The 25,543-nt window shown below is 65.3% G+C and carries 23 protein-coding genes; 15 read left to right on the forward strand and 8 right to left on the reverse strand.

The features are described from left to right. Window positions 1-66: 66 nt before the first annotated feature. From KAJ83_RS00895 to KAJ83_RS00915, 5 genes are all read right to left on the reverse strand, one after another. Entirely contained in the window at window positions 67-1,008 is a 942-nt protein-coding gene (locus KAJ83_RS00895; RefSeq protein ID WP_210680131.1) for an ABC transporter permease, read from the reverse strand. A gap of 105 nt (window positions 1,009-1,113) precedes the next feature. Continuing rightward, window positions 1,114-2,190 (reverse strand): quaternary amine ABC transporter ATP-binding protein, encoded by a 1,077-nt coding sequence (locus KAJ83_RS00900; protein ID WP_210680132.1) that lies wholly within the window; start codon window positions 2,188-2,190, stop codon window positions 1,114-1,116. Window positions 2,191-2,458: 268 nt separating this feature from the next. Beyond that, window positions 2,459-2,878 carry an SRPBCC family protein gene (locus KAJ83_RS00905; protein ID WP_210680133.1) on the reverse strand — a complete coding sequence of 140 codons (420 nt, stop codon included), beginning with the start codon at window positions 2,876-2,878 and terminating at the stop codon, window positions 2,459-2,461. Window positions 2,879-2,978: 100 nt separating this feature from the next. After that, window positions 2,979-5,063: an ATP-dependent DNA helicase RecG gene (gene recG, locus KAJ83_RS00910; protein ID WP_210680134.1), complete on the reverse strand. Its 2,085-nt coding sequence runs from the start codon at window positions 5,061-5,063 to the stop codon at window positions 2,979-2,981. 31 nt (window positions 5,064-5,094) lie between these two features. Beyond that, window positions 5,095-6,060 carry a DMT family transporter gene (locus tag KAJ83_RS00915; RefSeq protein WP_210680135.1) on the reverse strand — a complete coding sequence of 322 codons (966 nt, stop codon included), beginning with the start codon at window positions 6,058-6,060 and terminating at the stop codon, window positions 5,095-5,097. A gap of 99 nt (window positions 6,061-6,159) precedes the next feature. On the opposite strand from KAJ83_RS00915, the gene KAJ83_RS00920 reads away from it, so the two are divergent. The 15 genes from KAJ83_RS00920 to KAJ83_RS00990 all read left to right on the forward strand — a co-directional run bounded on the left by KAJ83_RS00920 (window position 6,160) and on the right by KAJ83_RS00990 (window position 23,217). After that, window positions 6,160-7,092: a LysR family transcriptional regulator gene (locus KAJ83_RS00920; protein ID WP_210680136.1), complete on the forward strand. Its 933-nt coding sequence runs from the start codon at window positions 6,160-6,162 to the stop codon at window positions 7,090-7,092. An 85-nt stretch (window positions 7,093-7,177) separates the two neighbouring features. Continuing rightward, a complete protein-coding gene (locus KAJ83_RS00925) occupies window positions 7,178-7,474 on the forward strand; it encodes an FAD assembly factor SdhE (RefSeq protein WP_210680137.1) in 297 nt (98 codons plus the stop codon). Window positions 7,475-7,493: 19 nt separating this feature from the next. Next, window positions 7,494-11,003 (forward strand): transcription-repair coupling factor, encoded by a 3,510-nt coding sequence (gene mfd, locus KAJ83_RS00930; RefSeq protein WP_379786861.1) that lies wholly within the window; start codon window positions 7,494-7,496, stop codon window positions 11,001-11,003. Between the two features lie 146 nt (window positions 11,004-11,149). Then, window positions 11,150-11,665 carry a TetR/AcrR family transcriptional regulator gene (locus tag KAJ83_RS00935; RefSeq protein WP_210680139.1) on the forward strand — a complete coding sequence of 172 codons (516 nt, stop codon included), beginning with the start codon at window positions 11,150-11,152 and terminating at the stop codon, window positions 11,663-11,665. A 100-nt stretch (window positions 11,666-11,765) separates the two neighbouring features. Further along, window positions 11,766-12,200, forward strand: a complete 435-nt coding sequence (locus KAJ83_RS00940; protein WP_210680140.1) for an OsmC family protein — start codon at window positions 11,766-11,768, stop codon at window positions 12,198-12,200. Between the two features lie 165 nt (window positions 12,201-12,365). Beyond that, window positions 12,366-13,640 carry a phosphopyruvate hydratase gene (gene eno / locus KAJ83_RS00945; protein ID WP_210680141.1) on the forward strand — a complete coding sequence of 425 codons (1,275 nt, stop codon included), beginning with the start codon at window positions 12,366-12,368 and terminating at the stop codon, window positions 13,638-13,640. 163 nt (window positions 13,641-13,803) lie between these two features. Beyond that, window positions 13,804-14,124, forward strand: coding sequence for an FtsB family cell division protein (locus KAJ83_RS00950; RefSeq protein ID WP_210680142.1), 321 nt, complete (start codon window positions 13,804-13,806; stop codon window positions 14,122-14,124). A 331-nt stretch (window positions 14,125-14,455) separates the two neighbouring features. Next, window positions 14,456-15,526 carry a pyruvate dehydrogenase (acetyl-transferring) E1 component subunit alpha gene (gene pdhA, locus KAJ83_RS00955; protein ID WP_210680143.1) on the forward strand — a complete coding sequence of 357 codons (1,071 nt, stop codon included), beginning with the start codon at window positions 14,456-14,458 and terminating at the stop codon, window positions 15,524-15,526. 34 nt (window positions 15,527-15,560) lie between these two features. Next, window positions 15,561-16,952, forward strand: a complete 1,392-nt coding sequence (locus KAJ83_RS00960) for a pyruvate dehydrogenase complex E1 component subunit beta (protein WP_210680144.1) — start codon at window positions 15,561-15,563, stop codon at window positions 16,950-16,952. 27 nt (window positions 16,953-16,979) lie between these two features. Continuing rightward, window positions 16,980-18,353 carry a pyruvate dehydrogenase complex dihydrolipoamide acetyltransferase gene (locus KAJ83_RS00965; RefSeq protein WP_210680145.1) on the forward strand — a complete coding sequence of 458 codons (1,374 nt, stop codon included), beginning with the start codon at window positions 16,980-16,982 and terminating at the stop codon, window positions 18,351-18,353. 58 nt (window positions 18,354-18,411) lie between these two features. Then, window positions 18,412-19,824: a dihydrolipoyl dehydrogenase gene (gene lpdA, locus KAJ83_RS00970; RefSeq protein WP_210680146.1), complete on the forward strand. Its 1,413-nt coding sequence runs from the start codon at window positions 18,412-18,414 to the stop codon at window positions 19,822-19,824. Window positions 19,825-20,112: 288 nt separating this feature from the next. After that, the gene (locus tag KAJ83_RS00975) at window positions 20,113-20,484 is read left to right on the forward strand and encodes a hypothetical protein (RefSeq protein ID WP_210680147.1); all 372 of its coding nucleotides are present in this window, start codon (window positions 20,113-20,115) and stop codon (window positions 20,482-20,484) included. A gap of 195 nt (window positions 20,485-20,679) precedes the next feature. Then, complete coding sequence (gene lipA, locus KAJ83_RS00980; RefSeq protein WP_210680148.1) at window positions 20,680-21,729, forward strand: lipoyl synthase; 1,050 nt, start codon at window positions 20,680-20,682, stop codon at window positions 21,727-21,729. Window positions 21,730-21,785: 56 nt separating this feature from the next. Continuing rightward, complete coding sequence (locus KAJ83_RS00985) at window positions 21,786-22,217, forward strand: type II toxin-antitoxin system RatA family toxin (RefSeq protein ID WP_210680149.1); 432 nt, start codon at window positions 21,786-21,788, stop codon at window positions 22,215-22,217. Window positions 22,218-22,440: 223 nt separating this feature from the next. Beyond that, entirely contained in the window at window positions 22,441-23,217 is a 777-nt protein-coding gene (locus KAJ83_RS00990) for a helix-turn-helix transcriptional regulator (protein ID WP_210680150.1), read from the forward strand. 12 nt (window positions 23,218-23,229) lie between these two features. Here the strand turns inward: KAJ83_RS00990 and KAJ83_RS00995 are convergent, their stop codons facing one another. The 3 genes from KAJ83_RS00995 to KAJ83_RS01005 are packed head-to-tail and all read right to left on the reverse strand — an operon-like array spanning window position 23,230 to window position 25,497. After that, window positions 23,230-23,721: a CinA family protein gene (locus KAJ83_RS00995; protein WP_210680151.1), complete on the reverse strand. Its 492-nt coding sequence runs from the start codon at window positions 23,719-23,721 to the stop codon at window positions 23,230-23,232. Between the two features lie 5 nt (window positions 23,722-23,726). Then, entirely contained in the window at window positions 23,727-24,317 is a 591-nt protein-coding gene (locus KAJ83_RS01000; protein ID WP_417568560.1) for a phosphatidylglycerophosphatase A family protein, read from the reverse strand. Beyond that, window positions 24,310-25,497, reverse strand: coding sequence for a bifunctional 2-C-methyl-D-erythritol 4-phosphate cytidylyltransferase/2-C-methyl-D-erythritol 2,4-cyclodiphosphate synthase (locus tag KAJ83_RS01005; protein WP_210680153.1), 1,188 nt, complete (start codon window positions 25,495-25,497; stop codon window positions 24,310-24,312). The genes KAJ83_RS01000 and KAJ83_RS01005 overlap by 8 nt, the downstream gene beginning before the upstream one ends. Window positions 25,498-25,543: the final 46 nt, after the last annotated feature.

Raw genomic sequence — 25,543 nt, forward strand, 5'->3', positions numbered from 1 at the left:
GACCGCGCCTCATTGCGCGGCCGCTTGGTGCTAGGGGCCGGATGGTGTGATCCGCGCGAGGGCGGATCACCCGTTCCGGCCGTGCGCGGGCGAGGCTTCCTTGGCCTCGTCCCGCGTACCGCTATGGCCTTCGGCGCGCGATCCGGTCGCGAAGACCGATTTCAGGAAGGAGAAGAGCCCTCCCGTCGCGCCATGGCCGAAACTCTGCGTGATACGGTCGAGCAGGATGGCGAGCACCACGACGCCCAAGCCCCCCTCGAATCCGAGCCCGACATCCAGGCGCTGAATACCCGTCAGCACCGTATTGCCGAGGCCCCCGGCCCCGATCATCGAGGCGATCACCACCATCGACAGCGCCAGCATGATGGTCTGGTTCACGCCCGCCATGATGGTCGGCAGGGCGAGCGGGAACTGTACCTTGCTCAACAACTGCCAATCGGTGCAGCCGAAGGCGAGGCCGGCTTCGACATTCTCTTCGGAAACCTGGCGAATCCCCAGATTGGTGAGGCGAACCACCGGCGGCATGGCGAAGACGATGGTCGCGATCGTCCCCGGCACCTTGCCGAGGCCGAAGAACATCGCCGCCGGAATGAGATAGACGAAGGGCGGCAGGGTCTGCATCAGGTCCAGGATGGGCCGGACCAGGGTCTCCAGCGTGTCGTTGCGCGACATCGCGATGCCGATCGGTATGCCGACCACCAGCGCGATGAAGGTCGCGGTCAAGACCAGGGCGAGCGTATTCACCGTCTCCTCCCACAGGCCCATGCCGACGACGAGCAGCATCGCGCCCAGCGTGAAGAGCGAGAATTTCCATCCGACACGCCACAGGCTCAACACCACCAGAAGCGCCGTCAGCAGCCACCAGGGCATGATGTCGAGGGCGATGAAGGTGCCGTCCGCGACCCATTCGATCACGGTGGCGATGCCGTCCAGCCCGTCCTGGAAGTTGTTGCGGATATAATCGACGGCCGCGGAAACCCCGTCGCCGATCTCGATATTGAATTCCATGGGGAAGATGCCTCCTCGGGGGCTTCTATCCGGCGCATCGAGCCTGGCGATGGCGCGGAAGCGCCACGACGCCGGCGCGCCGGGCCTGTTCCAGCGGCTCCTGTTCTAGCGGCTCTTGTCGAAAGTCTTGAGCAGGGCCGTCTTGCTGATCGCGCCCAGGCGCTTGCCGTCCTCGCCCGTGACGGGGGCGGGACCGTCGGCGTTGGAGACGATGCTCAACACCTCGTCGAGAGAGGCGTCGGCGGAAATCTCCGTGACGCCGTCGCCGGGCTGCACGCCCGGATCGGCGATGTCGCCGGCCTTGAAGACCTGCGTCACGTCCACATTGCGGAAGAAGGACCGGACATAGTCGTTCGCCGGTTCGCTGACGATCTTGTCGGGGGTATCGATCTGCACGAAACGCCCATCCTGCATGATGGCGATCCGGTCGCCGATGCGCATCGCCTCGTCCAGATCGTGGGAGATGAAGACGATGGTACGGCGATGCTCGCGCTGCAGTCGGATCAACTCGTCCTGCATCTCGGTGCGGATCAACGGGTCGAGGGCCGAGAACGCCTCGTCCATCAGCAGCACCGGCGGATCGTTGGCCAGCGCGCGGGCAAGGCCGACACGCTGTTTCATGCCGCCGGAAAGCTCGGAGGGATAGCTGCGCGCATTCTGGCCGAGACCGACGGCCTCCAATGCTTCGAGCGCGCGCGCCTCGCGATCGGCCTTGTCGCGGCCGGAGACGGTAAGGCCGAAAGCCGCGTTTTCCAGAACCGTCTGATGCGGCATGAGGGCGAAGCTCTGGAACACCATGCTCATGTCCCGCCGGCGCAGATCGATCAGCGCCTTGCGATTCATCGCCGTGATGTTCTGGCCATTGATGCTGACCGTCCCGAAGGTCGGGTCGATCAATCTGTTCAACATGCGAACCATGGTGGACTTGCCGGAACCGGAAAGCCCCATGATGACGAAAACCTCGCCGCTCTTCACGGTGAAGGACGCGTCCTGCACCGCGACGGTTGCACCGGTCTCCCGGAAGATCTGATCCTTGGTCTTGCCCTCGCCCAGCAGGCGATAGGCCTCGTCCGGATTGCCGCCGAAAATCTTGTAGGCGTTCTCGACGACGATCCGGTCCTCGTCCGCCTCCTGGCGCGCGTCATCGCGCGCGGAAGGCTGCTGTAAGGCAGCGTCGCTCATATCCTGTCCCGTTCTTCTTGCTTCGTGGCACGCGGCGAAGCCCGGCGCCAATGCCGAATTGGCGGCGCCTCAAACGCCGGCGGGCGCCTTGGGTGGCGCCGATCAATTCTCCTCCAAGCTGTGCCGGGAAGCCGAGGACTTCAAGGGGAATGCGGAGAAAAATTGTTAACTTTTTGTTTTCAATGCCATGATCAGGACAAATTTGATCGGTGATTATGGCTTTGGAAAATGAATGATTTTAACGCTCGATGATAAATTCTACCTATGATTACATATTGGATGCCAGTTGCCGCAGCTGCTCCAGACCACTTTCGAAGATGCCCTGTACGCTTCGTTCCACGGGCGCCGGGTCCTCGTCCTCGCGAACGTCGAAGCGGGCGGACCAATGCGCGATAGAGCCGCCGGCGCCGTCATCCTCGATGTGGAAGGTTGCTTGATAATTGTCGACCGGCATGGGCGATTCGACGATCCGATAGGCATAAGCCCGGGCGGCATCGTCCCGTTGGAGCAGGGCCTCCAGCAGTTCCCCGCCATCGACGAGGATCAAGCGGCGCTGGCGCCCCTCGGCCTCCAGGGTGCACCGCGCGACCGCGGGATGCCAATCGGCCAGGCTGCCGAATCCGCCCGCGACCTTCCATACGGCGTCCGGCGGGGCGGGGATGGCGCATTCGGCTTCGGCGAGGGGCATTTAGAGTCTCCTGTTCAATTCGGGAACGCGCGAGATTCCGCGCGTTACCCTGGTCGAGGGCCTTTAGTCAATTGCGCCCGTCGTCCGGCCCTTCGCTCGCTCACCCCGAGCGCAGGGTAGCGATCGCGGCGTCGCGTTCGAAGAGATAGAGCAAGGTGCGCAACCGCTTGCCCCGCTCGCCCTCCAATTCCGGGTCGCGGTCGAGGATCAGGCGGGAATCGTCATGGGCCGCCTTCATCAATTCCCCATGAAGCGCGATATCGGCGAGACGGAAGGCGGGCAGCCCGCTCTGCCGCGTGCCCAGGATCTCGCCGGCGCCGCGCAGTTCCAGATCCTTCTCCGCGATGATGAAGCCGTCCTCCGTCTCGGCCAGGGTCTTAAGGCGTTCGCGCGCGGTCTCCGTCAACTGCTCGGAGCGCAGCAGGATGCAGGTCGAGGCCTTGTCGCCCCGCCCGATCCGTCCGCGCAACTGATGAAGCTGGGCGAGGCCGAATCGCTCCGCGTGCTCGATCACCATGACGGTCGCCTCGGGCACGTTGACGCCGACCTCGATCACCGTGGTGGCGACGAGGATTTGGGCCTCTCCCTCGGCGAAGCGGGCCATGGCCGCTTCCTTTTCCGTCCCCTTCATCCGGCCGTGGACGAGGGCGACGCGCGTCTCCCCGAACCGCTCGCGCAGGGCGGAGAAGCGCTGTTCGGCCGCCGCCATGTCGCTGGTCTCCGATTCCTCGACCAGGGGGCAGACCCAATAGATCTTGGCGCCGGCCGTCATCTGGCGCTCGATCCCGGCGACCACTTCCTCGATGCGCGGGGCGGCGACGACCACCGTCCTGACGGGCTTCCGCCCCGGCGGCTTGTCGGTAAGGCGCGAGCCGTCGAGATCGCCATAGGCCGACATCATCAGCGTGCGCGGAATCGGCGTCGCGGTCATGACCAGCATGTCGACCGCCTTGCCCTTCGCCGCCAGATTGAGGCGCTGATGCACGCCGAACCGGTGCTGCTCGTCCACCACCGCCAGCATTAGGTCGCGGAAGATCACGTCGTCCTGGAATAGGGCATGGGTTCCGACGATCAAATCGATCTCCCCCGCGGCCAGGGATTCCAGCAGCGCGCGCCGGGCCTTGCCCTTGTCGCGGCCGGTCAGCACGGCGACGCGGATACCGGCGGCCTCGGCCAGCGGCCCGATGGTCTCGAAATGCTGGCGAGCCAGGATCTCTGTCGGCGCCATCAGGGCCGCCTGACCGCCGCATTCGACCGCGTTCAACATCGCCATCAGGGCGACGACCGTCTTGCCGCTGCCGACATCGCCCTGCAGCAGGCGCAGCATGCGCTGCTTGGCCGCCATGTCGGCGTTGATCTCCTTCAGCGCCTCGATTTGGCTGCCGGTCAGGTCGAAAGGCAGGGCGGCCAGCGCCTTTCGCCGCAACCGCTTGTCGCCCGCGATTTCACGACCCGCCTGGCGCTTCGCCCGGCGCCGCATGATGGCGAGCGCCAGTTGGTTCGCCAGCAACTCGTCGAAGGCGAGGCGCTGGCGCGCCTTGGAGAGGGGGGAGAGCGCGCCCTCCGCGCTGGGCGCGTGGGCGGCCGTCAGCGCCTCCCGCCAGCCGGGCCAGCCCTGGCGCGCGCGATAGCTTTCGTCTAGCCACTCGGGCAGGTCCGGCGCGCGCTCCAGCGCCTGTGTCACGGCCTTTCGCACGCTATTGCCGGTCAGGCCGGCGGTCAGGGGATAGACCGGCTCCACCATCGGGATATCGCCGCGCTTCGCCACCGGGACGACATGATCGGGATGAACGATCTGCTTCACGCCGTTGAACAGTTCGATCCGGCCGCTGACGACGACCTGCTCCCCCTCCGGCAGCAGGTTCGCCATGTAGCGCTGGTCGGCATGGAAGAAGACGAGCGTCATGAACCCCGTTCCGTCGCGCAAGAGCACGCGATAGGGGCGCTTGCGCGTCGGCGGCACCTCATGCCGGTCGACATGGGCGGTGATGGTGGCGATCCGGTCGGGGAGGGCCGCCTGGATCGTCGGCTCCTCCGACCGGTCGATGACCTCGCGCGGGAGATGCCAGAGCAGATCGACGACCTTCGGGCCCGCCGCCTTTTCCAGCAACGTGGCGATGCGCTGGCCGACGCCCTTCAGGGACGTCACCGGCGCGAACAGGGGGAAGAGGATCTCGGGCCGCATGGCCGCAAGAGTAGCGAGCCCGCCCCCCGGCTTAAAGCACGCGTGAAGGCTTCGAGGGTGCTTTCCCGCGTCTCGGCCCGCCGAGGCTGGCGATGCCCGCGCCGGCGATCAGGGCGAGCCCCAGGAGCGTCAGGATATCCGGATGCTCTCCGTGGAACGCCAATCCCCAGATCACCGCGAAGCCGACATAGGAATAATCGCAGGCTCCGACCACACCGCCCGGCGCGTTCTGATAGGCGAAAGCGGTTCCGACGCTCGCGATAACCAGGATGACGGCCAGGAAAAACAGGATCGCGATTTCTTCCAAACCGACCGGACGCCATGTCGTGGAAAGCGCCCCGTCCCCCGTAATTCCATCGGGCAGCAGGCCATCGGGCAGCAGGGCACCGAGGCCGCAAGCGAGTGTGCCCGCGACGACGAAGGCGAGCGCCAGCGTCAGGGAAAGCGACAAGGGGTTGTCGTCGCGGCACCGCGTCCGTGTCAGGTTCATCGCGAGCGCATAGAGAACCGCCGCCAGGATCGGCAATAGGGCCGCGGACGTGAAGCCCGCCGCTCCCGGACGCAGCACGAGCAAGACGCCGAGGAACCCGACAAGGGCGGCCAGGATCGCGCGCCGTGTCAGCCGCTCCCGCGCGAAGAGCGCGGAGAAGGCCAGGATGAAGAACGGCAATGTGTAGTATCCGGCCGCGGCCGCCGCGAGGGACAGATGCGGCAGCGCCGCGTAATAGGCCATCCACATCGCGACCAGAACCGCGCCGCGCAATCCGGCCCAGAGCGGCCGCGCCGGCCACAGCGCGCCGATCCCGGGGCCGAGCGATGCGATTATCCCCAATATCGCCAGCATGATCATGGCCCGGAGCAACACCAGTTGCCAGAGACCGAGCGTCACGCTCAACCCCTTGATCACCGCGTCGCCGAGGGATAGCGCCGCCGCGACCGCGACGATCGCCGCCACGGCCATTCCGGGCCGGTCTGTTCGTGCAGGGGTCGGCATCATTCACCTTCACCGATTCCATTCATTCCAAACGATGAAGGTGTATTCGGGTTTATCGCTTTGGATAATTGAATTATCCATTCCAATAGATAATGTTTTGGAATGAATAAGAGTCACAATCGCATACCGGGCCTCAAAGGTCTCATCGCGCTGGAAGCCGTGGTCCGGTTGGGGAGCGTGACGGCGGCCGCATCGGAACTCGGCCTGACCCAGGCGGCCGTCAGCAAGCAGGTCCACGCGCTGGAACGGGAATTGGACGCCCCCCTCTTCACCCGTCGGAACCGCATGGTCGTGCCGACCGAGGCGGCATCGGCCTTCGCGAAAACGCTCGCCCGTTCGCTAGGGGACATCGCGGCGGCGGCGGATCGCTTGCGCCGGGTCGATCTCGGCCCGGAAGTCGTGATCCGCACACAGCTTTTCGAAGGCCTATTCTGGCTAACCCCACGCCTGACGGGTCTTTATCGCCGTCATCCCGATATCGCGGTGCGCGTCACCTCCACCCTCGAGCCGCTGTCCGAGGCACGGGAGCATTATGATCTGGCACTGCAATCCGCCGGCCGTCCGGCGGGTACGGCGGAGGAGATATTCGGCGCGGTGGATTGGGTGCAGCCCGTCTGCGCACCCGCCTATCTGGCCGGTCGGGGGGAGGTGCCGTCGCTCGATGCGCTCGACCGGGAGCGATTGTTGCATCACCGGGTCGATCCGCAGGAATGGATCGATTGGGACGCTTGGCTCGCCGGGGTCGGGCGTGCCGGTCTAACGGTACCGGCCGGCCGGGATTTCGACAGCTATCCGATCGCCATCCAAGCGGCGATCGAAGGGCAGGGGATCGCGCTTGGCTGGCGGCGGACGATCGCGCGCCATCTGGCGACGGGCACGCTCGTTCCGGCCTTCGATCCGGCGCTTCATATGACGGACCGGCTTTCCGTCTTCCGTCCCTTCGGCGGATCGCGGGGTGGGCGCCAGCATCCCGATACCGGCCGTGTGCTCGAATGGTTGAAGGAGGCGCTGCGGGCGGACCCGATCGAGGCATGAGGCGGCGGCGTGGTTTACCTCCCCGGCCGGGGGCGCTATATCCCTCGCCATTCCAGACCCAGCCCCCGGATGGACGAGGTAGTCGATGGATCCCGTCAACGACAATAGCGCGGGCGAGCGCGAGGCGCGCCGCCGCAAGCTCATGTTCCGGGCCTGGCACCGGGGCACGAAGGAGATGGATATCCTGCTTGGCGGATTCGCCGAGGCCTATATCGGCGAGATGACGGACGAGCAACTCGATGCCTTCGAGGCTCTGTTGCATATTCCCGACCAGGATTTCTACGACATGCTGGTCAAGGACGGGCCCGTGCCGGCAGCCTATGACAGCCCGATGATGCACGCCATCATCGCCTATGCCGGAACCCGGTTCGAGCCATCCTGAAGCGTTGACGGACAGCCGCGTGACATCCCTTTCCGATCTGACCAACCGCCCGGGCCCCGCGACCATCGCCGGCGCGCCCGAAGGCGCCGACGCCCTGGTCCTCGCCCATCTGGCCCGCGCGGCCGACGCGCCCATCCTATTCGTCGGGCGGGACGAGACGCGCATGGCCCGCATGGGCGATCTGCTGGGCTTCATCGACCCGGAACTGCGCGCGCTGAGCTTCCCGGCCTGGGATTGTTTGCCCTATGACCGGGTGTCGCCGAATTCCACGTCCGTCGCGCGGCGGTTGGAGACGCTGACCCGGCTGGCGGGGGAAGGAGGCGCCGGGCGCGGCACGGTGCTGCTGACGACCGTCGCCGCCGTGACGCAGCGCGTGCCGACGCGCGAGCGCCTGAAGGATGCGGCGCTGGTGCTGAAGCCGGGGGACAGTGCCTCGCTCGACCTGTTGAGCGACTTCTTCACCAAGAACGGCTATCGCCGCGCCGATACGGTGCGCGAGGCCGGCGAATACGCTGTGCGCGGCGGCATCCTCGACGTCTTCCCGCCGGGAGAGGAGGAGCCGCTGCGGCTCGACTTCTTCGGGGATGAATTGGAGACCGTGCGCCGCTTCGACGCGATGAGCCAGCGCAGCACGGGCGAGACGGACGGGCTCAGCCTCAAGCCGGTCAGCGAGATCATGCTGGACCGGGACAGCATCGACCGCTTCCGCCAAGCCTATCGCCGGCTCTTCGGCGGCTCGACCGAGGGCGACCAGCTCTTCGAGGCGGTGAGCGAGGGGCGCCGCCCGCCCGGCGTCGAACATTGGCTGCCTCTGTTCCATGAGGGGATGGAAACGCTATTCGACTACCTGCCCGAGGGGCCGGTAATCCTGGACCATCAGTCGGACGAGGCGGTGACGGCGCGGTTGGACCTGGTGCGCGATCACCATGCCGCCCGGCAGGAGGATCTGGAGATCGCGCTCAAGCGCAAGGATGCGGACGCGCCGCCGCTTTATAAGCCGCTGCCGCCGGACATGCTCTATCTCACGGATCGGGACTGGAAGGCGGCGCTCGACCGGCGGGCGCATCTGCATCTGACGCCCTTCGCCGCGGATGCGGATCTGGCCGCGAGCGCGGAGGTCGGCGACATCGTCGATTTCGGCGCGCATCGTGTCCCCGATTTCGCTGCCGCGCGTACCGATCCTAATACCAATATCTATGAGGCGGTGGCCGCGCGGGTGAAGCACCAGGGCGCGAAGCCGACCCTGATCGCGGCGGCCAGCGAGGGCTCGCGGGAGCGATTGAAGCTTCTGCTGGGCGAGGGGGGGCTGAAGGATCTGCCGACGGTCCCGGACTGGAGCCGTGCCGTCGCGCAGCCGGGAGGCGTCGCCGGTATCGCGGTCCTCAATCTCGATCACGGGTTCGAGACGGACGGCATCCAACTCATCACCGAAAGCGATATCCTGGGTGAGCGCATGGCGCGGCCCGCGCGCCGCCGCCGCCGGGGGGAGGAGTTCATCTCCGAACTCTCCGCCATCGAGGTCGGGGATATCGTCGTTCATGTCGATCACGGCATCGGTCGTTATGACGGGTTGGAGACGCTGACCGTCGACGGCGCGCCGCATGATTGCCTGCGGCTGATCTATTCGGGTGGGGACAAGCTCTTCCTGCCAGTCGAGAACCTGGAGGTGCTGACCAAGTACGGCTCCGAGGACTCCGAGGTGCAACTCGACAAGCTCGGCGGCGTCGCTTGGCAGGCGCGCAAGGCCCGGATCAAGGAGCGGGTGCGCGAGATGGCGGACCAGCTTCTCAAGATCGCCGCCCAGCGGCAGTTGAAGAAGGCCGACCAGCTTTCCCCGACCGAGGGGGCCTATGACGAATTCGTCGCCCGCTTCCCCTTCGCCGAGACGGAGGATCAGGCCCGCGCCATCGAGGACGTGGCCGAGGACCTGCAATCCGGCAAGCCGATGGACCGGTTGATCTGCGGCGATGTCGGGTTCGGCAAGACGGAGGTGGCGCTGCGCGCGGCCTTCCTCGCCGTGATGAACGGGTTGCAGGTGGCGGTCGTGGTGCCGACGACGCTGTTGGCGCGCCAGCACTACAAGCTCTTCCGGGAGCGGTTCCAGGGCCTGCCGGTCAAGATCGGCCAGCTTTCCCGTCTCGCCACCCCGAAGGAGGCGGCGGAGACTAAGGCGGGGCTTTCCGACGGGACGCTCGATATCGTCGTCGGCACGCATGCGGTGTTGTCGAAATCCGTTTCCTTCCGCCATCTCGGCCTGATGATCGTGGACGAGGAACAGCATTTCGGCGTCGGCCAGAAGGAGCGGCTGAAGCAGCTTCGCGCCAATGTGCATGTGCTGACGCTGACGGCGACGCCGATCCCGCGCACGCTTCAGATGGCGCTCGCCGGGGTGCGGGAGATGTCGATCATCGCCACGCCCCCGGTCGATCGTCTGGCGGTTCGGACCTTCGTCCTGCCCTACGATCCGATGGTGCTGCGCGAGGCGATCCGGCGGGAGCGCTTCCGAGGCGGGCAGATCTTCTATGTCTGTCCGCGCGTGGCCGATCTCGACCGGGTACGCGAGCGCTTGCGCGATCTCGCGCCCGATGCCTCCGTCGCCATGGCCCATGGGCGCATGGGGGCGGCGGAGCTTGAAATCGTGATGAGCGATTTCGTGGATGGGAAGTACGATATCCTGCTCTCCACCAATATCGTGGAAAGCGGACTCGACATCCCGAACGCCAACACGATGATCGTCCATCGCTCCGACATGTTCGGGCTGGCGCAACTCTATCAGTTGCGTGGGCGCATCGGGCGCGGCAAGCAGCGCGCCTATTGCTATCTGACCCTGCCGCCCGGACGGATGTTGAGCGAGACGGCGCGCAAGCGCCTCGACGTCATGCAGACACTCGACGGGCTGGGCGCCGGTTTCACCCTGGCGAGCCACGATCTGGACATTCGCGGCGCGGGCAATCTGCTGGGCGACGAGCAGTCGGGGCAGGTGCGCGAGGTCGGGGTCGAACTCTATCAGCGCATGTTGGAGGAGGCGGTCGCCGCCGCCCGCGACGATGTCGCGGCGGAGGAGGTGGAGGAGACCTGGTCGCCGACCATCACGCTCGGCACCGCGGTGCTGATCCCGGAGAAATATGTCGGCGACCTGTCGGTCCGCCTCGGGCTCTACCGCCGTCTCTCCGCCCTCAAGGACCGCAAGGAGATCGATGCCTTCGCGGTCGAGTTGGTGGACCGCTTCGGCGCCATGCCGCGCGAGGTGGAGAACCTGCTGGAGGTCGTCGCCATCAAGCAGGCCTGCAAGCGCGCGAATGTCGAGAAGATCGACGCCGGTCCGAAAGGCGCCGTCGTCACCTTCCGCAATCACGATTTCCCGAATCCCCAGGGGCTGATCGGCTTCATTCAGAAGTTCGGCGGTTCCGCCAAGCTGCGCCCGGATCACAAGATGGTGCTGATGCGCAACTGGGAGGCGGAGCCGGACCGTCTGAAAGGCGCACGGAACCTCGCCGACCGGCTGTCCGAGATCGCGGCGCTTGCCTGAGGAAGCGCTTTCGCCGGCATCGCCGGCGGTCACGGTCTCGTGAGCCGTGTTGTTTTTTAGACTGATCGGTCCAAATATCGGTCATGACCGATATGGCGGATATTCCGAGGGGCCGGCCCAAGGCCTTTGACGAGACGGCGGCTCTCATGGCCGCCAGGAATCTCTTCGCTCGGCACGGTTATTCTCGGACCTCGCTCGACGCGCTGACGGATGCGATGGGCATCAATCGGTCGAGCTTCTATGCCAGCTTCGGCAGCAAGCGCGATGTCCTGCTGCGGGCGCTGGAGAGTTACTGTCGTGCGCAATACGCGGATTTCCGCACCGCGATAGAGGGGGCGCCCACCCCGATGGCAGGCGCGCGGGCCATGATCGCGATGGTGGTCAACGCCCATGGCGGACGGCACGGTTGCTTCGCCGTGAATTGCATCGGCGAACTGGCGCCGAGCGACCCCGAGGTGGATCATATTCTCCGCGCGCACATGGCCGACAGCGAGACATTGCTGGCCGATGCCCTGAGCCGTGCGGGGGCAAGCGATCCACGGGGGCGGGCGAAGGCGGCCCTGGCTCTGGCGTTGGGCGCGATCGCGCTGCGCAAGGCCGGCAGCGCGCCGGAGAGCATAGAGCGAATTGTTCAAGACGGGTTGGACGCCCTGTTCGGATAAAGAGAACGGGCTGGTTTCACCGCATGCCATGCGACGAACCGACATCGTGCATGCGGATTTTTGGACCATTCGGTCCATAACATGGGAAGGAGAAGCGATCATGAGCATCAAACGTAAGGGTTCCGCGATCTGGAAAGGCGATCTGAAGTCCGGCAAGGGAACCGTCACGACCCAGTCCGGCGTGCTGAAGGACCAGACCTATGGCTTCAAGACGCGTTTCGAGGATGGGCCGGGCACCAATCCGGAAGAGTTGATCGGCGCGGCGCACGCCGGTTGCTATTCGATGGCGCTGAGCCTGATCCTGGGCGAGCATGATCTGGTCGCGGATGAAATCCGCACCAATGCCGACGTCACGCTTTCCGAGGCCGAGGGAGGTGGGTTCGAGATTTCCGCCATCCACCTGACCGTCAAGGCCAGGATCCCCGGCGCCACCCGGGACGCCTTCGAGCAGGCCACCCAGGCCGCGAAGGAGGGGTGCCCGATTTCGAAGCTGATGACGGCGCCGATCACCATGGAGGCGACGCTGGAGGGATGATCCCGCCGGGTCCGGTTCAGCAACGGTGAAAGGGGAAGGGCGGGCCCCGGCATGGGGCTTGCCCTTCCTGTGTTCGTGCCCGCGCCTGTCCGGTTGCCGGAGCCGGAGCGGGCGGTTATAGCTTGGCCGCCTATCCGACATCGTTTTTGACCGAGAGGGAATCCCATGACCGCCATCATCGACGTGCACGGACGCGAGATCCTGGACAGCCGGGGCAACCCGACGGTCGAGGTGGAGGTCCTGCTGGAAAGCGGCGCCGCCGGCCGCGCCGCCGTGCCGAGCGGTGCCTCGACCGGCGCCCACGAGGCGCATGAACTGCGCGACGGCGGTGAGCGCTATGGCGGCAAGGGCGTCCTGGAAGCGGTCGACGCGGTCAATGGGGAAATCTTCGATTTGCTATCCGGCCTCGATGCCGAGGATCAGGTCGATATCGACAGCAAGATGATCGCGCTCGACGGCACGGCCAACAAAAGCCGGCTCGGCGCCAACGCGCTGCTCGGCGTCAGCCTTGCCGTCGCCAAGGCGGCGGCCGAGGATGCGGGCCTGCCGCTCTATCGCTATGTCGGCGGCAGCTTCGCGCGGACGCTTCCCGTGCCGATGATGAACATCGTCAATGGCGGCGCGCACGCGGACAACGCCATCGATTTTCAGGAATTCATGATCGCCCCCGTCGGCGCCGACAGTCTGGCCGAGGGTGTGCGCTGGGGCGCGGAGGTTTTCCATGCCTTGAAAGCCGGTCTGAAGAAGGACGGCCACAATACCAATGTCGGCGACGAGGGGGGCTTCGCTCCCGATCTGAAGTCGGCGGAGGATGCGCTCGACTATATAATGAAGGCGATCGAGCAGGCGGGATACCAGCCGGGCACGGACGTGGCGCTCGCGCTCGATTGCGCGGCGACGGAGTATTTCAGCGGCGGCAAGTACGAGATGAAGGGCGCGGCCAAGAGCTTCGACGCGGAGCAGAACGCGGCCTATCTGAAGAGCCTCGTCGGCGGCTATCCGATCCTCTCCATCGAGGACGGCATGGCCGAGGATGACTGGGACGGCTGGAAGCTTCTGACGGAGGAGATCGGCGATCGCTGCCAGCTCGTCGGCGACGATCTGTTCGTCACCAATCCCGGCCGCCTGCGCCATGGGATCGAGGCCGGTGTCGCCAATTCGATCCTGATCAAGGTCAATCAGATCGGCACGCTGACCGAGACGCTGGAGGCGGTCGAGACCGCGCACCGCGCCGGCTACACGGCCATGATGTCCCATCGTTCCGGCGAGACGGAGGATACCACCATCGCCGATCTCGCGGTCGCGACCAATTGCGGCCAGATCAAGACCGGCTCTCTCAGCCGCTCGGACCGGATCGCGAAATACAACCAATTGATCCGGATCGAGGAAGGCCTCGGCCTCGCCGCCGCCTATGCCGGTGCGGCCGCCTTCAAGGGATAGGGATGGCCGGAACGGCGGGAGTGGCAGGGCGCCTCACCGCCCTTTCCATCTGGTCGCCACAAGATATTGTCGCTTGTAATTCGATATCGGCAATATCTGCCCGGTAATAGACTAAAAATATTGCCGATTGACGGCGAATCGCATCCGTGATTCTTATGCCGTCATGGCAGTCTTGCACGAATTCCGTCGGCGCTCCCGCCACGTGGTCGTGCCCGTCCTGGGCGCGTGCGTGATCGGCTATTTCGTCTACCACACGGTTCAAGGGGATCGTGGGCTGCTCGCCTATATGCGCCTTAGCGGCGAAGTGGCGCGGGCGGAGGCTGTTCTCGCGGATGCGCGGGCGGAGCGCATGCGCCTGGAGCACAAGGTCAATCTGCTGGACGGCGACAGCCTGGATCTCGACATGCTGGAGGAGCGCGCGCGCGACGTGCTGAACCGCGTGCGCGACGATGAGATCGTGGTCTTCATGCCGGTTGAGGGGTAAGCCGCGACGGCGACCGCATGGTCTTGGGTGCGCTGCACCAAATGCGCGCCGGCAAGCTTTTCAACTGAATTCCAGTTAAAATGTAAAAATTCCATGAAAATCAGCGCCTTGCTGGATGCTTGCGAAGCCTTTCGCGAGGCGATATTGCTGTTTCAAAGGAGAACGCACGGATCCGTGCCCTTTGCGTGCATGGCGCCAAGGTGGACGGTGTCCGGCACAACAGGGCAAGGGGCGCCGATCATCCCTGATTGATTGGTGGGGCGATCCGACCGGGTCGCGGCCACGGCAACGGGAATGGGTGTTTCATGCCGTCTCACCTAGGGGAGCCGACATGGCGAGCGAATCCTCGAAGAAGGGCGGGGCCAGGAAGGCCACGGCGAAGAAGTCCTCCGCCAAGAAGGGCGCGGCGAAATGGGCCGGCGCCAAGAAGCCCGAGGCGACAGCCGACGAGTTGAAGACCCATTACCGCGAGATGCTGTTGATCCGTCGCTTCGAGGAGAAGGCGGGTCAACTCTACGGCATGGGGCTGATTGGCGGGTTCTGTCACCTCTATATCGGCCAGGAAGCGGTCGTCGTGGGCATGCAGGCCTGCTGCAAGGAGGGCGACTCGGTCGTTACCAGCTATCGCGACCACGGCCACATGCTGGCGACCGGCATGGATCCCAAGGGGGTGATGGCGGAACTGACCGGCCGCGAGGGGGGCTACTCCAAGGGTAAGGGTGGCTCCATGCACATGTTCTCCAAGGAAAAGAACTTCTACGGCGGCCATGGGATCGTGGGCGCGCAGGTGCCACTCGGCACGGGAATCGGTTTCGCCTTGCAGTATAACGAGACCGATAATGTCTGCCTGACCTATACCGGCGACGGCGCCATGAACCAGGGGCAGGTTTACGAGAGCTTCAACATGGCCGCGCTCTGGAAGCTTCCCGTCATCTACGTGATCGAGAACAACAAATATGGCATGGGCACCTCGGTCGAGCGGATTTCGGCCAGCGGCGCAAATCTGCACGATCGCGGCAAGGCCTATGGCATCCCGGGGATGGAGGTCGACGGCATGGACGTCCTCGCCGTCAAGCAGGCGGGCGAGGAGGCGGTCGCCCATTGTCGCGCCGGCAAGGGCCCGATCATCCTGGAGATGAAGACCTATCGCTATCGCGGGCACTCGATGTCCGATCCGGCCAAGTACCGCTCCAAGGACGAGGTCAACAAGATGCGCTCGCAGCACGACCCGATCGATCATGTGAAGAACATGTTGATCGAGGGTGGCCACGCGAGCGAGGAGGACCTCAAGGCACTCGACAAGGAGGTGAAGCAGATCATCTCCGAGGCAGCCGACTTCGCCCAGGAAAGCCCCGAGCCCGATCCGTCCGAACTGTGGACGGACGTGCTGCTCGACGCGTGATCCCGCGCCGGATCGACCAGGAGGGATACCCGATATGACCGTTCAGGTTCTGATGCCGGCGCTCTCGCCCACCATGACGGAGGGCACGCTGGCCAAATGGAACGTCAAGGAAGGCGACAGCGTCGCCGCCGGTGACGTTCTCGCCGAGATCGAGACCGACAAGGCGACGATGGAGTTCGAAGCCGTCGACGAGGGCACGGTCGGCAAGATCCTCGTCGAGGCGGGCGCCGAGGGCGTGGCCGTCAACACGCCGATCGCGATCCTGCTTGAGGAGGGCGAGGACGAAAGCGCCCTGGAGGGGGCGGAAACCCCGGCGCCTGATAAGGATGCCGACGGGTCGGATGATGCCGGAGCGGCCGAGGCCAAGTCGTCGGAGAAGGCGCCGGCCCAACCCGCCGCGCCCGCCCAGGCCGCGCCCGAGCCGGAGCCCGAATGGGACGGCCCGACCAAGACCCAGGCCGTGCGCGATGCGCTGCGCGATGCCATGTGGGAGGAATTGGAGCGCGACCCCAAGGTCTTCCTCATGGGCGAGGAGGTGGCCGAATATCAGGGCGCCTATAAGGTGACCCAGGGGCTGCTCGACAAATTCGGCGCGAAGCGCGTGATCGACACCCCGATCACGGAGCAGGGTTTCGCGGGCCTTGGTGTCGGCGCGGCCTTCATGGGGCTGAAGCCGATCGTCGAGTTCATGACTTTCAACTTCGCGATGCAGGCGATCGACCAGATCATCAATTCCGCCGCCAAGACGCTCTATATGTCGGGCGGCCAGATGGGCGCGCCGATCGTCTTCCGCGGTCCCAACGGCGCGGCCAGCCGCGTCGCCGCCCAGCATTCCCAGTGCTATGCCAGTTGGTACGCGCATTGTCCGGGCCTCAAGGTCGTCAGCCCCTGGAACGCGGCGGATGCGAAGGGCTTGCTGAAGTCCGCGATCCGCGATCCGAACCCGGTCATATTCCTTGAGAACGAGATGCTCTACGGCCAGAGCTTCGAGGTGCCGGACACCGATGACTGGACCGTTCCGATCGGCAAGGCCCGCATCGTGCGGCCGGGCAAGGATGTCACCATCACCGCCTTCTCGATCATGGTGGGCCGGGCGCTGGAGGCCGCCGATGCGCTCGCGGAGGCCGGGATCGAGGCGGAGGTGATCGATCTGCGCACGATCCGCCCGCTCGACACCGAGACGATCGTCAAGTCGGTCAAGAAGACCAACCGCCTCGTCTCCTGCGAGGAGGGGTGGCCCTTCGCCGGGATCGGATCGGAGATGGCGGCGCTGATGATGGAGCAGGCGTTCGATTATCTCGACGCGCCCGTCACCCGCGTTCACGGCGCGGACGTGCCCTTGCCCTATGCCGCCAACCTGGAAAAGCTCGCCTTGCCGCAGGCGGACAAGATCATCGATGCCGCGAAGTCGGTCTGCTATCGCTGACCCGGCCGCCTAAGGGAGAGAAAGACAATGCCGATCCAGGTTCTGATGCCTGCCCTGTCCCCGACCATGACGGAGGGGACGCTCGCCAAATGGCACGTCAAGGAAGGGGACGAGGTTTCTTCCGGCGATGTCCTGGCGGAAATCGAGACCGACAAGGCGACGATGGAGTTCGAGGCCGTCGACGAAGGGACGATCGCGAAGATCCTTATCGCCGAAGGGACCGAGGGCGTCGCGGTGAACGAGCCGATCGCCATTCTGGCCGAGGAGGGCGAGGACCCTGCCGAGGCGGCCAAGGCCAAGGTCGATGGCGGAGGTGCCGCGAAGTCGGAAGAGCCCGCGAAGCAGGAACCGGCAGAACGGGAGACGGTGGCGCAGGAAGAGGCGAAACCCACCCCCGGGGCCGCGTCGGATGCCAAACCGGCGGCCGGGGAGGGGCAAAAAGCCCCACCCGCGCCGAGGACGGAGGACGGGGAACGCGTCCTCGCCAGCCCGCTCGCCCGTCGCATCGCCGCCGCCGAGGGGGTGGATCTGACGCGTGTCGAGGGCTCCGGCCCCCATGGCCGTATCGTGCGCGAGGATGTCGAAGGCGCCATCGCCACCGGCGGTGCGAAGGCCGCCCCGGCCGAGAAGCCCTCGACCGGGGGGGCTCCCGCCGCTGGGGCCACGCCTTCGCCGGCGCCGGCCTCGCCCGACGATCCGATCTTCCAGATGCTGCCGTCGTTCGAGGAGGTCCCGAACAGCGGGATGCGCCGGACGATCGCCAAGCGGCTGACCGAATCCGCCCGCGAGACACCGCATTTCAACCTTCAGGTCGATGTCGAGATCGACACGCTGATGGCGATGCGCAAGCAGCTCAACGAGCGGGACGGGGCGGATTACAAAATTTCCGTCAACGACTTCATCGTGAAGGCGACGGCGCTCGCGCTTCAGCGCGTGCCGGATTGCAATGTCGCCTATACGGAGAAGGCGGTGCTGAAGTTCAGCCGTGTCGACATGGCCATCGCGGTCGCGATCGACGGCGGGTTGATCACGCCGATCATCAAGGATTGCGCGTCGAAAGGGTTGGCCACGATTTCCAAGGAGGCGAAGGAACTCGCGGGCCGCGCGCGCGAGGGTAAGCTCAAGCCCGAGGAATATCAGGGTGGCACCTTCTCGATCTCCAATCTCGGCATGTTCGGGATCAAGAGCTTCAACTCGATCATCAATCCGCCGCAGGGCGGCATCCTCTCCGTCGGCGCGGGCGAGCAGCGTCCGGTGGTGAAGGACGGTGCGCTGGCCATCGCGACGGTGGTCACCTTGAGCCTGGCGGTCGATCACCGTTGCATCGACGGCGCGACGGGCGCCGCCTTCATGAAGGAGTTGAAGACGCTGATCGAGGACCCGATCGCGTTGATGCTCTGATATGGCGCCGTGCCGCGACGGCTTGGATTCACCCTGACGTACGGGAACGGACTGAAGAATGGCTGACAATACCTACGACGTGATCGTGGTGGGCGGTGGACCGGGCGGTTACGTGACCGCGATCCGCTCGGCGCAACTGGGCTTCAAGACCTGTGTCGTGGAGGCGAACCATCTCGGCGGCATCTGCCTCAATTGGGGATGCATCCCGACCAAGGCGCTGCTGCGCACCGCCGAGGTCTATAACAATATGAAGCACGCCGCCGATTTCGGCTTGAAGGTGGAGGGGGTGTCGTTCGACCTGGAGAAGGTCGTGAAGCGCTCCCGTTCCGTCGCGGGCCAGTTGTCGAAGGGCGTCGCGCATCTTCTGAAGAAGAATAAGGTCGATGTGGTGGACGGGTTCGGCAAGCTCGCCGGCGGCAAGGAGGGCGCGCGCAAGGTCGCGGTGGAAAAGGACGGCAAGAAGGTCGTCGACCTGACCGCCAAGCACGTGATTCTGGCGACCGGCGCACGGGCGCGCCAGTTGCCCGGGCTTGAAGTCGACGGCAAGCTGGTCTGGTCCTATCGCGAGGCGATGGTGCCGGAGGATATGCCGAAATCGCTGATCGTCGTCGGCTCCGGCGCGATCGGGATCGAGTTCGCGAGCTTCTATCACACCATGGGCGCCGAGGTGACGGTGGTCGAGGTCATGGACCGCATCCTGCCGGTCGAGGACCCTGAAATTTCCGCCTTCGCCAAGAAGAGCTTCGAGAAGCAGGGCCTCAAGATCCTGACCAAGGCGCAGGTGAAGGAGTTGAAGAAGGGCGCGAAGGACGTCACCGCCGTCGTCGAGATGGACGGCAAGACGCAAGAAATCAAGGCGGACAAGCTGATCTCCGCCGTCGGCATCGTCGGCAATGTCGAGGATATCGGGCTGGAGGGCGCCGGCGTGAAGGTCGAGAAGACCCATGTCGTTGTCGATGAATATTCCCGCACCGGCGTGCCGGGCATCTATGCCATCGGCGATCTGACGGGGCCGCCCTGGCTGGCCCACAAGGCGGAGCATGAAGGCGTGATCTGCATCGAGAAGATCGCCGGCGTGGCGGATGTTCATCCGTTGGACACCGGTCGAATTCCCGGCTGCACCTATTGCCATCCGCAGGTCGCCTCGGTCGGGCTGACCGAGCAGCAGGCGAAGGACAAGGGGCACAAGATCAAGGTCGGCCGCTTCAGCTTTATCGGTAACGGCAAGGCGATCGCGCTGGGCGAGCCGGAAGGGCTGGTGAAGACCATCTTCGACGAGAAGACCGGGGAATTGCTGGGCGCGCATATGATCGGCGCGGAGGTGACGGAGTTGATCCAAGGCTATTCAATTGCCAAGACCCTCGAGACGACGGAGCAAGAATTGATGCACACCGTTTTCCCGCACCCGACCTTGAGCGAGATGATGCACGAGGCTGTCTTGGATGCCTATGGGAAGGTGATCCATATGTAGAGGGCGCCTTCCGGATATTCACGAGGCTGCCGAGGGGTGGGAAGCATCAATATAAAATAAAAAGAATATTTATTTAAAATTTGATACGTTTTTTGTACGCAGCCCGGATATTTCGTGTATGGTCAGGTCAATAGAGACCGGCTAGGGTTTCTTACGTGGGGGGCATGGTATTTTCACCGATATCTCCTGAACGTGGGACTCCCGAAATGCCGAGCGGCCGTTCCAATGCCGGCCCTCTTGGTTGGGAGCATTCCTATGGGTGAAGCGGCGGTACGGATTGACGAGACGATGAACGATCAAACGTCCGGAAAGAAAAAGCAGCCGGCGGCCGAAAAGGCTTCCGCCAAATCCACCGCTAAGACTTCAGCCAAGAAGAAGAGCGTGAAGGCTGCGAAGAAGCCGGCGGGACGCGCGGTCACGGACGCGCTGGATCAAGGCGCCATGGTGGTCGATCATCCGAACGCTGTTGCCGTTCGGCACGAGCTCGATTTCGACGCGGGGAAATGGCGTTATTGCTTGATCGTGGTCACGGACCTCCCACTCAACCCCAAGCACCCGGATCATAAGACCAGCGAGATCGATGGGCTGGTTCGCGCGGTGGTCGCCTCGGCGCAATCGGCCGGCATTGGCTACGACGTTCTCAGCATCCGCAATTCCTGATTCATTCAACCCCTTGGTGGGCCGCCCCTTGGCGCGCCGGTCCTCGCCGAGTCGGTCCTTGACGAGTCGGAAGGCGCGGCCGCACGGCGCCTGCGCTTGACCTCGCGCCGCCGACCGACCAAGTTGCCATCATCTCCAGAGAACATCTCCGGAGGGACGGCCGCGCGACAAGCCTCCCCACCAACCGAGGTCAGGATGAGCGACGAGAAAACCGACGAGCGCCCCGCTTCGGAAGCCGCTTCCTCCGGCGTGGTGAAGCGCGTGCGCGCCTTCCGCCATCCGGAAAAGCGGAACCGACCCGACAATCCGATCCAACGCAAGCCGGACTGGATTCGCGTCAAGGCGCCGGTCAGCCGCGAATATCAGGCGACGCGCAAGATCGTCGAGGATCACGGACTCGTCACCGTCTGTCAGGAGGCCGGCTGCCCCAATATCGGCGAATGCTGGACCAAGCGGCATGCCACCTTCATGATCATGGGGGAGGTTTGCACCCGCGCTTGCGCCTTCTGCAATGTCTCGACCGGGCGGCCCGACGCGCTTGATCGGGAGGAACCCGCGCGCGTCGCCGATGCGACCGCGAAGCTCGGTCTGGAGCATGTCGTCATCACGTCGGTCGATCGCGACGACCTCGCCGATGGCGGGGCCGGGCATTTCGTCGAGGTGATCGAGGAAATCCGTCGACGCTCTCCCGGCACGACGATCGAGATCCTGACGCCCGATTTCAAGGGCAAGCAGGAGGCGATCGAGAAGGTGGTCGCCGTGAAGCCCGACGTCTTCAATCACAATCTGGAGACGGTGCCGCGTCTCTACCCCTCGATTCGGCCGGGCGCGCGCTACTTCACATCGCTTGAGCTGCTGCATCGGGTGAAGCGTCTCGATCCGACCCTGTTCACCAAGACGGGGCTGATGGTCGGCCTTGGCGAGAGCGCGGAGGAGGTCGGCCAGGTGATGGACGACGCCCGAGCCGCGGGGATCGATTTCCTGACCATCGGTCAGTATTTGCAGCCGACCGTGAAGCATGCGGCGATCGACCGATTCGTCACGCCGGAGGAATTCGATACCTATGCCCGTCAGGCCAGGGCCAAGGGATTCCTGATGGTTTCCTCCTCGCCCCTGACGCGCTCCAGCTATCATGCGGGAGAGGACTTCCAGAAGCTTCGTGCGGCGCGGGAGGCGGCGGTCGCCGCCGGCTTGGATCACGGCGCGCGACATCGCGCGGAGGCGGACGCGCTCGGCGCCGGCTGATGAGCGTTCCACGATCGCACCGATAAGAAGCGTCGCCGCGAGGGGAAAAGCGACCCGTGCCGAAACATGCCGAGAAAAAATACCTGCCGTACGGGCCGGATCAGATGTTCGAGCTTGTCGCCGATGTTGGGCGTTATCCGGAGTTCCTGCCCTGGTGTCGCGGCGCGCGGGTGCGCGAGCGCACGGACACTCTGGTGGTCGCGGATCTGATTGTCGGTTTCAAGGGCATCACCGAACGATTCACCAGCCGCGTGTCCCTTGACAGGGCGAATCGGTCCATTGATGTGGAGTATCAGGATGGACCTTTCAAGTATTTGGAAAATCACTGGGAATTCCATGAAAGGGAAGGGGGCTGTTTGGTCGACTTCTATGTCGATTTCGAATTTCGCTCCCGCTTCCTGCAAACCATGATCGGCGCCGTCTTCACCGAGGCGGTCCGCCGGATGGTGAACGCCTTCGAGGCGCGGGCACGCCAGCTCTACGGTTAGACTCGCTGAACTTCATTCGCAGTTTCCATGAATAAACGTTTTGACATCGAAATGATGGCTTGTGGCTCCGAGATGACCGGCCACAAGCGGTTGAAGGGAGGTCGCGTGTTTCGGACTCCCATTCTGGCTGAATCGGATTATCGTAGGCACGATCCCTAATTCAGGGGCGAGCCGACGGCCCGCCGGGATCCGTCTTCACGAGACCAAGGCCGCGATTCGCCGCATGATTACTCCCGCTCAGATTCGCGCCGGCCGCGCGATGATCAACGCCAAGCAGAGCGAACTGGCCAGGGCCGCGGGCGTGTCGCTGGCGACGCTCAATAATATCGAGCGCGGCATCGGCGATCCGCGTGTCAGCACGCTGGAAGCGATCGAGCGCGCGCTGGCCGGCGGCGGGGTGGAGATAGACCAGGATGCCACCAGCCAGTCCGTTCGCCTTCTCAGCCTATCGCGCCCCAGCGCGTACGAAACCTATTTCGCCAGCCAACGTATCCTGGAACTGATCGGGCCGGAGAGTCTGTTGAAGGTCGATCGCCTGCTGTTTTTCGCGCGTTGGGATCATGCGGCGTCCGAGACGGGAGAGCGGCACCGCGTCTGCCTTCTGATCGAGGGGAAGACGCGCGCCGTCCTGTTCGATCAGGTGAAATTCACCCTCAATGGCGGTGCCCGCGCGGCGGAGGTGGCGGGTATATTGCTGGCCGCATATGGTTTGCATGGAGACAGTCTTTATTACCTGCCGGACGTGATGGAGGACACAACCATCGCACCGCTGGACGAGGCCGTGCGCCGTCTGCGCGGCATGACTTGGCGGCCGATGGCGCATCCGAAGCCCTTCGTCGATGTCTTCGATGATTGGAACAAGCGCGCGGCTGCCTTCGCCGGGCGGGAGGGGCATCCGTTCCATGCGCTGGTCCGCCGTCTCGACCGCGATCCTTCTGGAGAGGGGGAAATCGCCTGGGTCGACTCATCCCCGGAGGGGGATGAAGGGGCGGGCGCATGACCCGTGGTGGCGTCAGTCATCCGCCAACCGGGTGAGCGCGAGCGCGAGCGCCGCTTCCACCGATTGCTCGCGCACGCTGTCCCGATCGCCCTCGAAGGTGAAGCGGCGCACGGTCGTCTCCATCCCGGCCAGCGCGCAGCCGATATAGACGAGGCCCGCCGGCTTGCGCTCCGACCCACCCGGTCCGGCGATCCCGGTGACGGAGAGGGCGATTCCGACCGGCGCGGCATTCAAGGCGCCTTCCGCCATGGCGCGGGCGACCGCCTCGCTGACCGCGCCGACGCTGTCGAACAGGGGCAGCGGTACACCCAGTAGCTCATGTTTCGCGGCGTTGGTGTAGGTGACGAACCCGCGTTCCACCACGCGCGATGAGCCGGGGACCGCCGTCAGGGCCCCCGCGATCAGCCCGCCGGTGCAGGATTCCGCCGTGGCGAGCATCAGGCCGCGCGTGGCGCAGATCTCCAGCAGATTCTCCGCCTTGTTCCGTATAGCCTTGGAGAACATTGCCCTTATCCTCCCGTCGCCAGATCGCCAAGACCCGTCCACGTGGCGAGCGCCCAGAGGATGGCGCCGGCCGCGATCCCCGCCAGCACATCATCCAGCATGACGCCGAGCCCGCCCGCAAGCCGGCGGTCGGCCCAGCCGATCGGCCCCGGTTTCGCGATATCGAACAGGCGGAACAGCACGAAGGCGGCGGCCGCCCCCTCCACCGAGAGGCCGAGCCCCGCCAAGGGCAGGGCGCAGAGCGCGATCCACTGACCCGCCACCTCGTCCACCACGACTTCCGAGGCGTCATGCCGTCCGGTCGTGGCCTGATACCGTGCGGCCGCCCAGATACCGACACCCGTCGCCAGCACGGCGCCTCCGGCCAGGAACCAGGGGCCGAGGGTGAGCAGTCCCATCCCCATCACCGTCGCCGCCAGCGAGCCCCATGTCCCCGGCGCGGGCCGCAACAGGCCGGTCCCGAACCACAGCGCGATCGCCGTGGCGAGCCTATTCGGCCCCCCCCTATTCGGAGCGCTGGGGGGAGGGTCGGTAGGTGGGGGCGCTCCGCGCCCGCTGCCGCCATCGTCCCGGGGCTTTATCATGGGGTCAGTCATCGTCCGGTACCATCAGGGTCGCGACGGCTTGCGCCGCGATTCCCTCCTTCCGTCCGGTAAAGCCAAGTTTCTCCGTCGTGGTCGCCTTGATGGAAACGCGGCGTTCCGACAATCCGGCGATCTCCGCGACCCGCGCGCGCATCGCCGCGCGGTGCGGACCGATCTTCGGCGCCTCGCAGATAAGCGTGACGTCGAGATGGCGCAGCCGCGCGCCCCGTCGGGTGGCCAGCGCGATGGCGTGCCGCAGGAAGGCCGCCGAGTCCGCACCGCGCCATCGCGGGTCGCTGGGCGGGAAATGCAGGCCGATATCGCCCGCGCCGATGGCGCCCAGTATGGCGTCGGTCAGGGCGTGCAGGCCCACATCCGCGTCCGAATGTCCGGCCAGTCCGAGGTGATGCGCGATCCGCACGCCGCAGAGCGTGACATGGTCGCCCACCGCGAAGCGATGCACGTCGAAGCCCGTGCCCACGCGCGGCTCCATCCGGTCCTCTGTCATCCGGGTGAGTCGGGCCTCGGCCCGCGCGAAATCCGCGGATTCCGTCACCTTCATACCCTCCGGATCGCCCGCGACCAGGGTGACAGGCCGGCCGATCCATTCCATCAGGGCTGCGTCGTCGGTCGCTTCGATCCCCGCCTCGGCCGCCGCCCGGTGTGCCGCCAGGATATCGCCGAAGCGAAAGGCCTGCGGCGTTTGTGCCTGGAAAAGACCGTCACGCGGCACCGTCCCCGCGATCCTATCCGTGCCCGGCGCCGCGCGTTTCAAGGTATCCGTTACCGCCGTCGCCGGAATCGCGCCGCCGTCGGTCCCGGCGACGGCGATCACGCGCGCGATAAGCTCGGCCCCGACGAAGGGGCGCGCGGCATCATGGATCAGCACGATATCGGGTGGATCGTTTGCCGCCAATGTCTCCAATCCCGTGAAGACCGATATCTGACGTGTCGATCCCCCCGTGACCGGTTCGGGAAGGGCGAGGTCGCCCAGGCTTTCCGCATAGAGCCCCCCATCCTCGGAAGCGATGACCACGCGAACCGTCGTGACTTCCGGATGGCCGAGAAAGGCGGTCACCGAATGCCGGATGAGCGGCCGCCCCGCCAAGGGGCGGTATTGCTTCGGCATGCCACCGCCCGCGCGCACCCCCCGCCCGGCGGCGACGACGAGGACGGCGACGGTCGGCGCCATGCCCCGGATCGCACTTGAAGCCGGGGAAGAAGAACCGATGGGGGCA

Source organism: Marivibrio halodurans (assembly GCF_017963645.1).
Lineage (GTDB): Bacteria > Pseudomonadota > Alphaproteobacteria > UBA8366 > Aestuariispiraceae > Marivibrio > Marivibrio halodurans.

Coding starts and splice junctions, on each gene's coding strand:
- KAJ83_RS00895 (WP_210680131.1), bottom strand. CDS start 1,008: ATGGAATTCAATATCGAGATCGGCGACGGGGTTTCCGCGGCCGTCGAT.
- KAJ83_RS00900 (WP_210680132.1), bottom strand. CDS start 2,190: ATGAGCGACGCTGCCTTACAGCAGCCTTCCGCGCGCGATGACGCGCGC.
- KAJ83_RS00905 (WP_210680133.1), bottom strand. CDS start 2,878: ATGCCCCTCGCCGAAGCCGAATGCGCCATCCCCGCCCCGCCGGACGCC.
- recG (WP_210680134.1), bottom strand. CDS start 5,063: ATGCGGCCCGAGATCCTCTTCCCCCTGTTCGCGCCGGTGACGTCCCTG.
- KAJ83_RS00915 (WP_210680135.1), bottom strand. CDS start 6,060: ATGATGCCGACCCCTGCACGAACAGACCGGCCCGGAATGGCCGTGGCG.
- KAJ83_RS00920 (WP_210680136.1), top strand. CDS start 6,160: ATGAATAAGAGTCACAATCGCATACCGGGCCTCAAAGGTCTCATCGCG.
- KAJ83_RS00925 (WP_210680137.1), top strand. CDS start 7,178: ATGGATCCCGTCAACGACAATAGCGCGGGCGAGCGCGAGGCGCGCCGC.
- KAJ83_RS00935 (WP_210680139.1), top strand. CDS start 11,150: ATGGCCGCCAGGAATCTCTTCGCTCGGCACGGTTATTCTCGGACCTCG.
- KAJ83_RS00940 (WP_210680140.1), top strand. CDS start 11,766: ATGAGCATCAAACGTAAGGGTTCCGCGATCTGGAAAGGCGATCTGAAG.
- eno (WP_210680141.1), top strand. CDS start 12,366: ATGACCGCCATCATCGACGTGCACGGACGCGAGATCCTGGACAGCCGG.
- KAJ83_RS00950 (WP_210680142.1), top strand. CDS start 13,804: ATGGCAGTCTTGCACGAATTCCGTCGGCGCTCCCGCCACGTGGTCGTG.
- pdhA (WP_210680143.1), top strand. CDS start 14,456: ATGGCGAGCGAATCCTCGAAGAAGGGCGGGGCCAGGAAGGCCACGGCG.
- KAJ83_RS00960 (WP_210680144.1), top strand. CDS start 15,561: ATGACCGTTCAGGTTCTGATGCCGGCGCTCTCGCCCACCATGACGGAG.
- KAJ83_RS00965 (WP_210680145.1), top strand. CDS start 16,980: ATGCCGATCCAGGTTCTGATGCCTGCCCTGTCCCCGACCATGACGGAG.
- lpdA (WP_210680146.1), top strand. CDS start 18,412: ATGGCTGACAATACCTACGACGTGATCGTGGTGGGCGGTGGACCGGGC.
- KAJ83_RS00975 (WP_210680147.1), top strand. CDS start 20,113: ATGAACGATCAAACGTCCGGAAAGAAAAAGCAGCCGGCGGCCGAAAAG.
- lipA (WP_210680148.1), top strand. CDS start 20,680: ATGAGCGACGAGAAAACCGACGAGCGCCCCGCTTCGGAAGCCGCTTCC.
- KAJ83_RS00990 (WP_210680150.1), top strand. CDS start 22,441: ATGATTACTCCCGCTCAGATTCGCGCCGGCCGCGCGATGATCAACGCC.
- KAJ83_RS00995 (WP_210680151.1), bottom strand. CDS start 23,721: ATGTTCTCCAAGGCTATACGGAACAAGGCGGAGAATCTGCTGGAGATC.
- KAJ83_RS01000 (WP_417568560.1), bottom strand. CDS start 24,317: ATGACTGACCCCATGATAAAGCCCCGGGACGATGGCGGCAGCGGGCGC.
- KAJ83_RS01005 (WP_210680153.1), bottom strand. CDS start 25,497: ATGGCGCCGACCGTCGCCGTCCTCGTCGTCGCCGCCGGGCGGGGGGTG.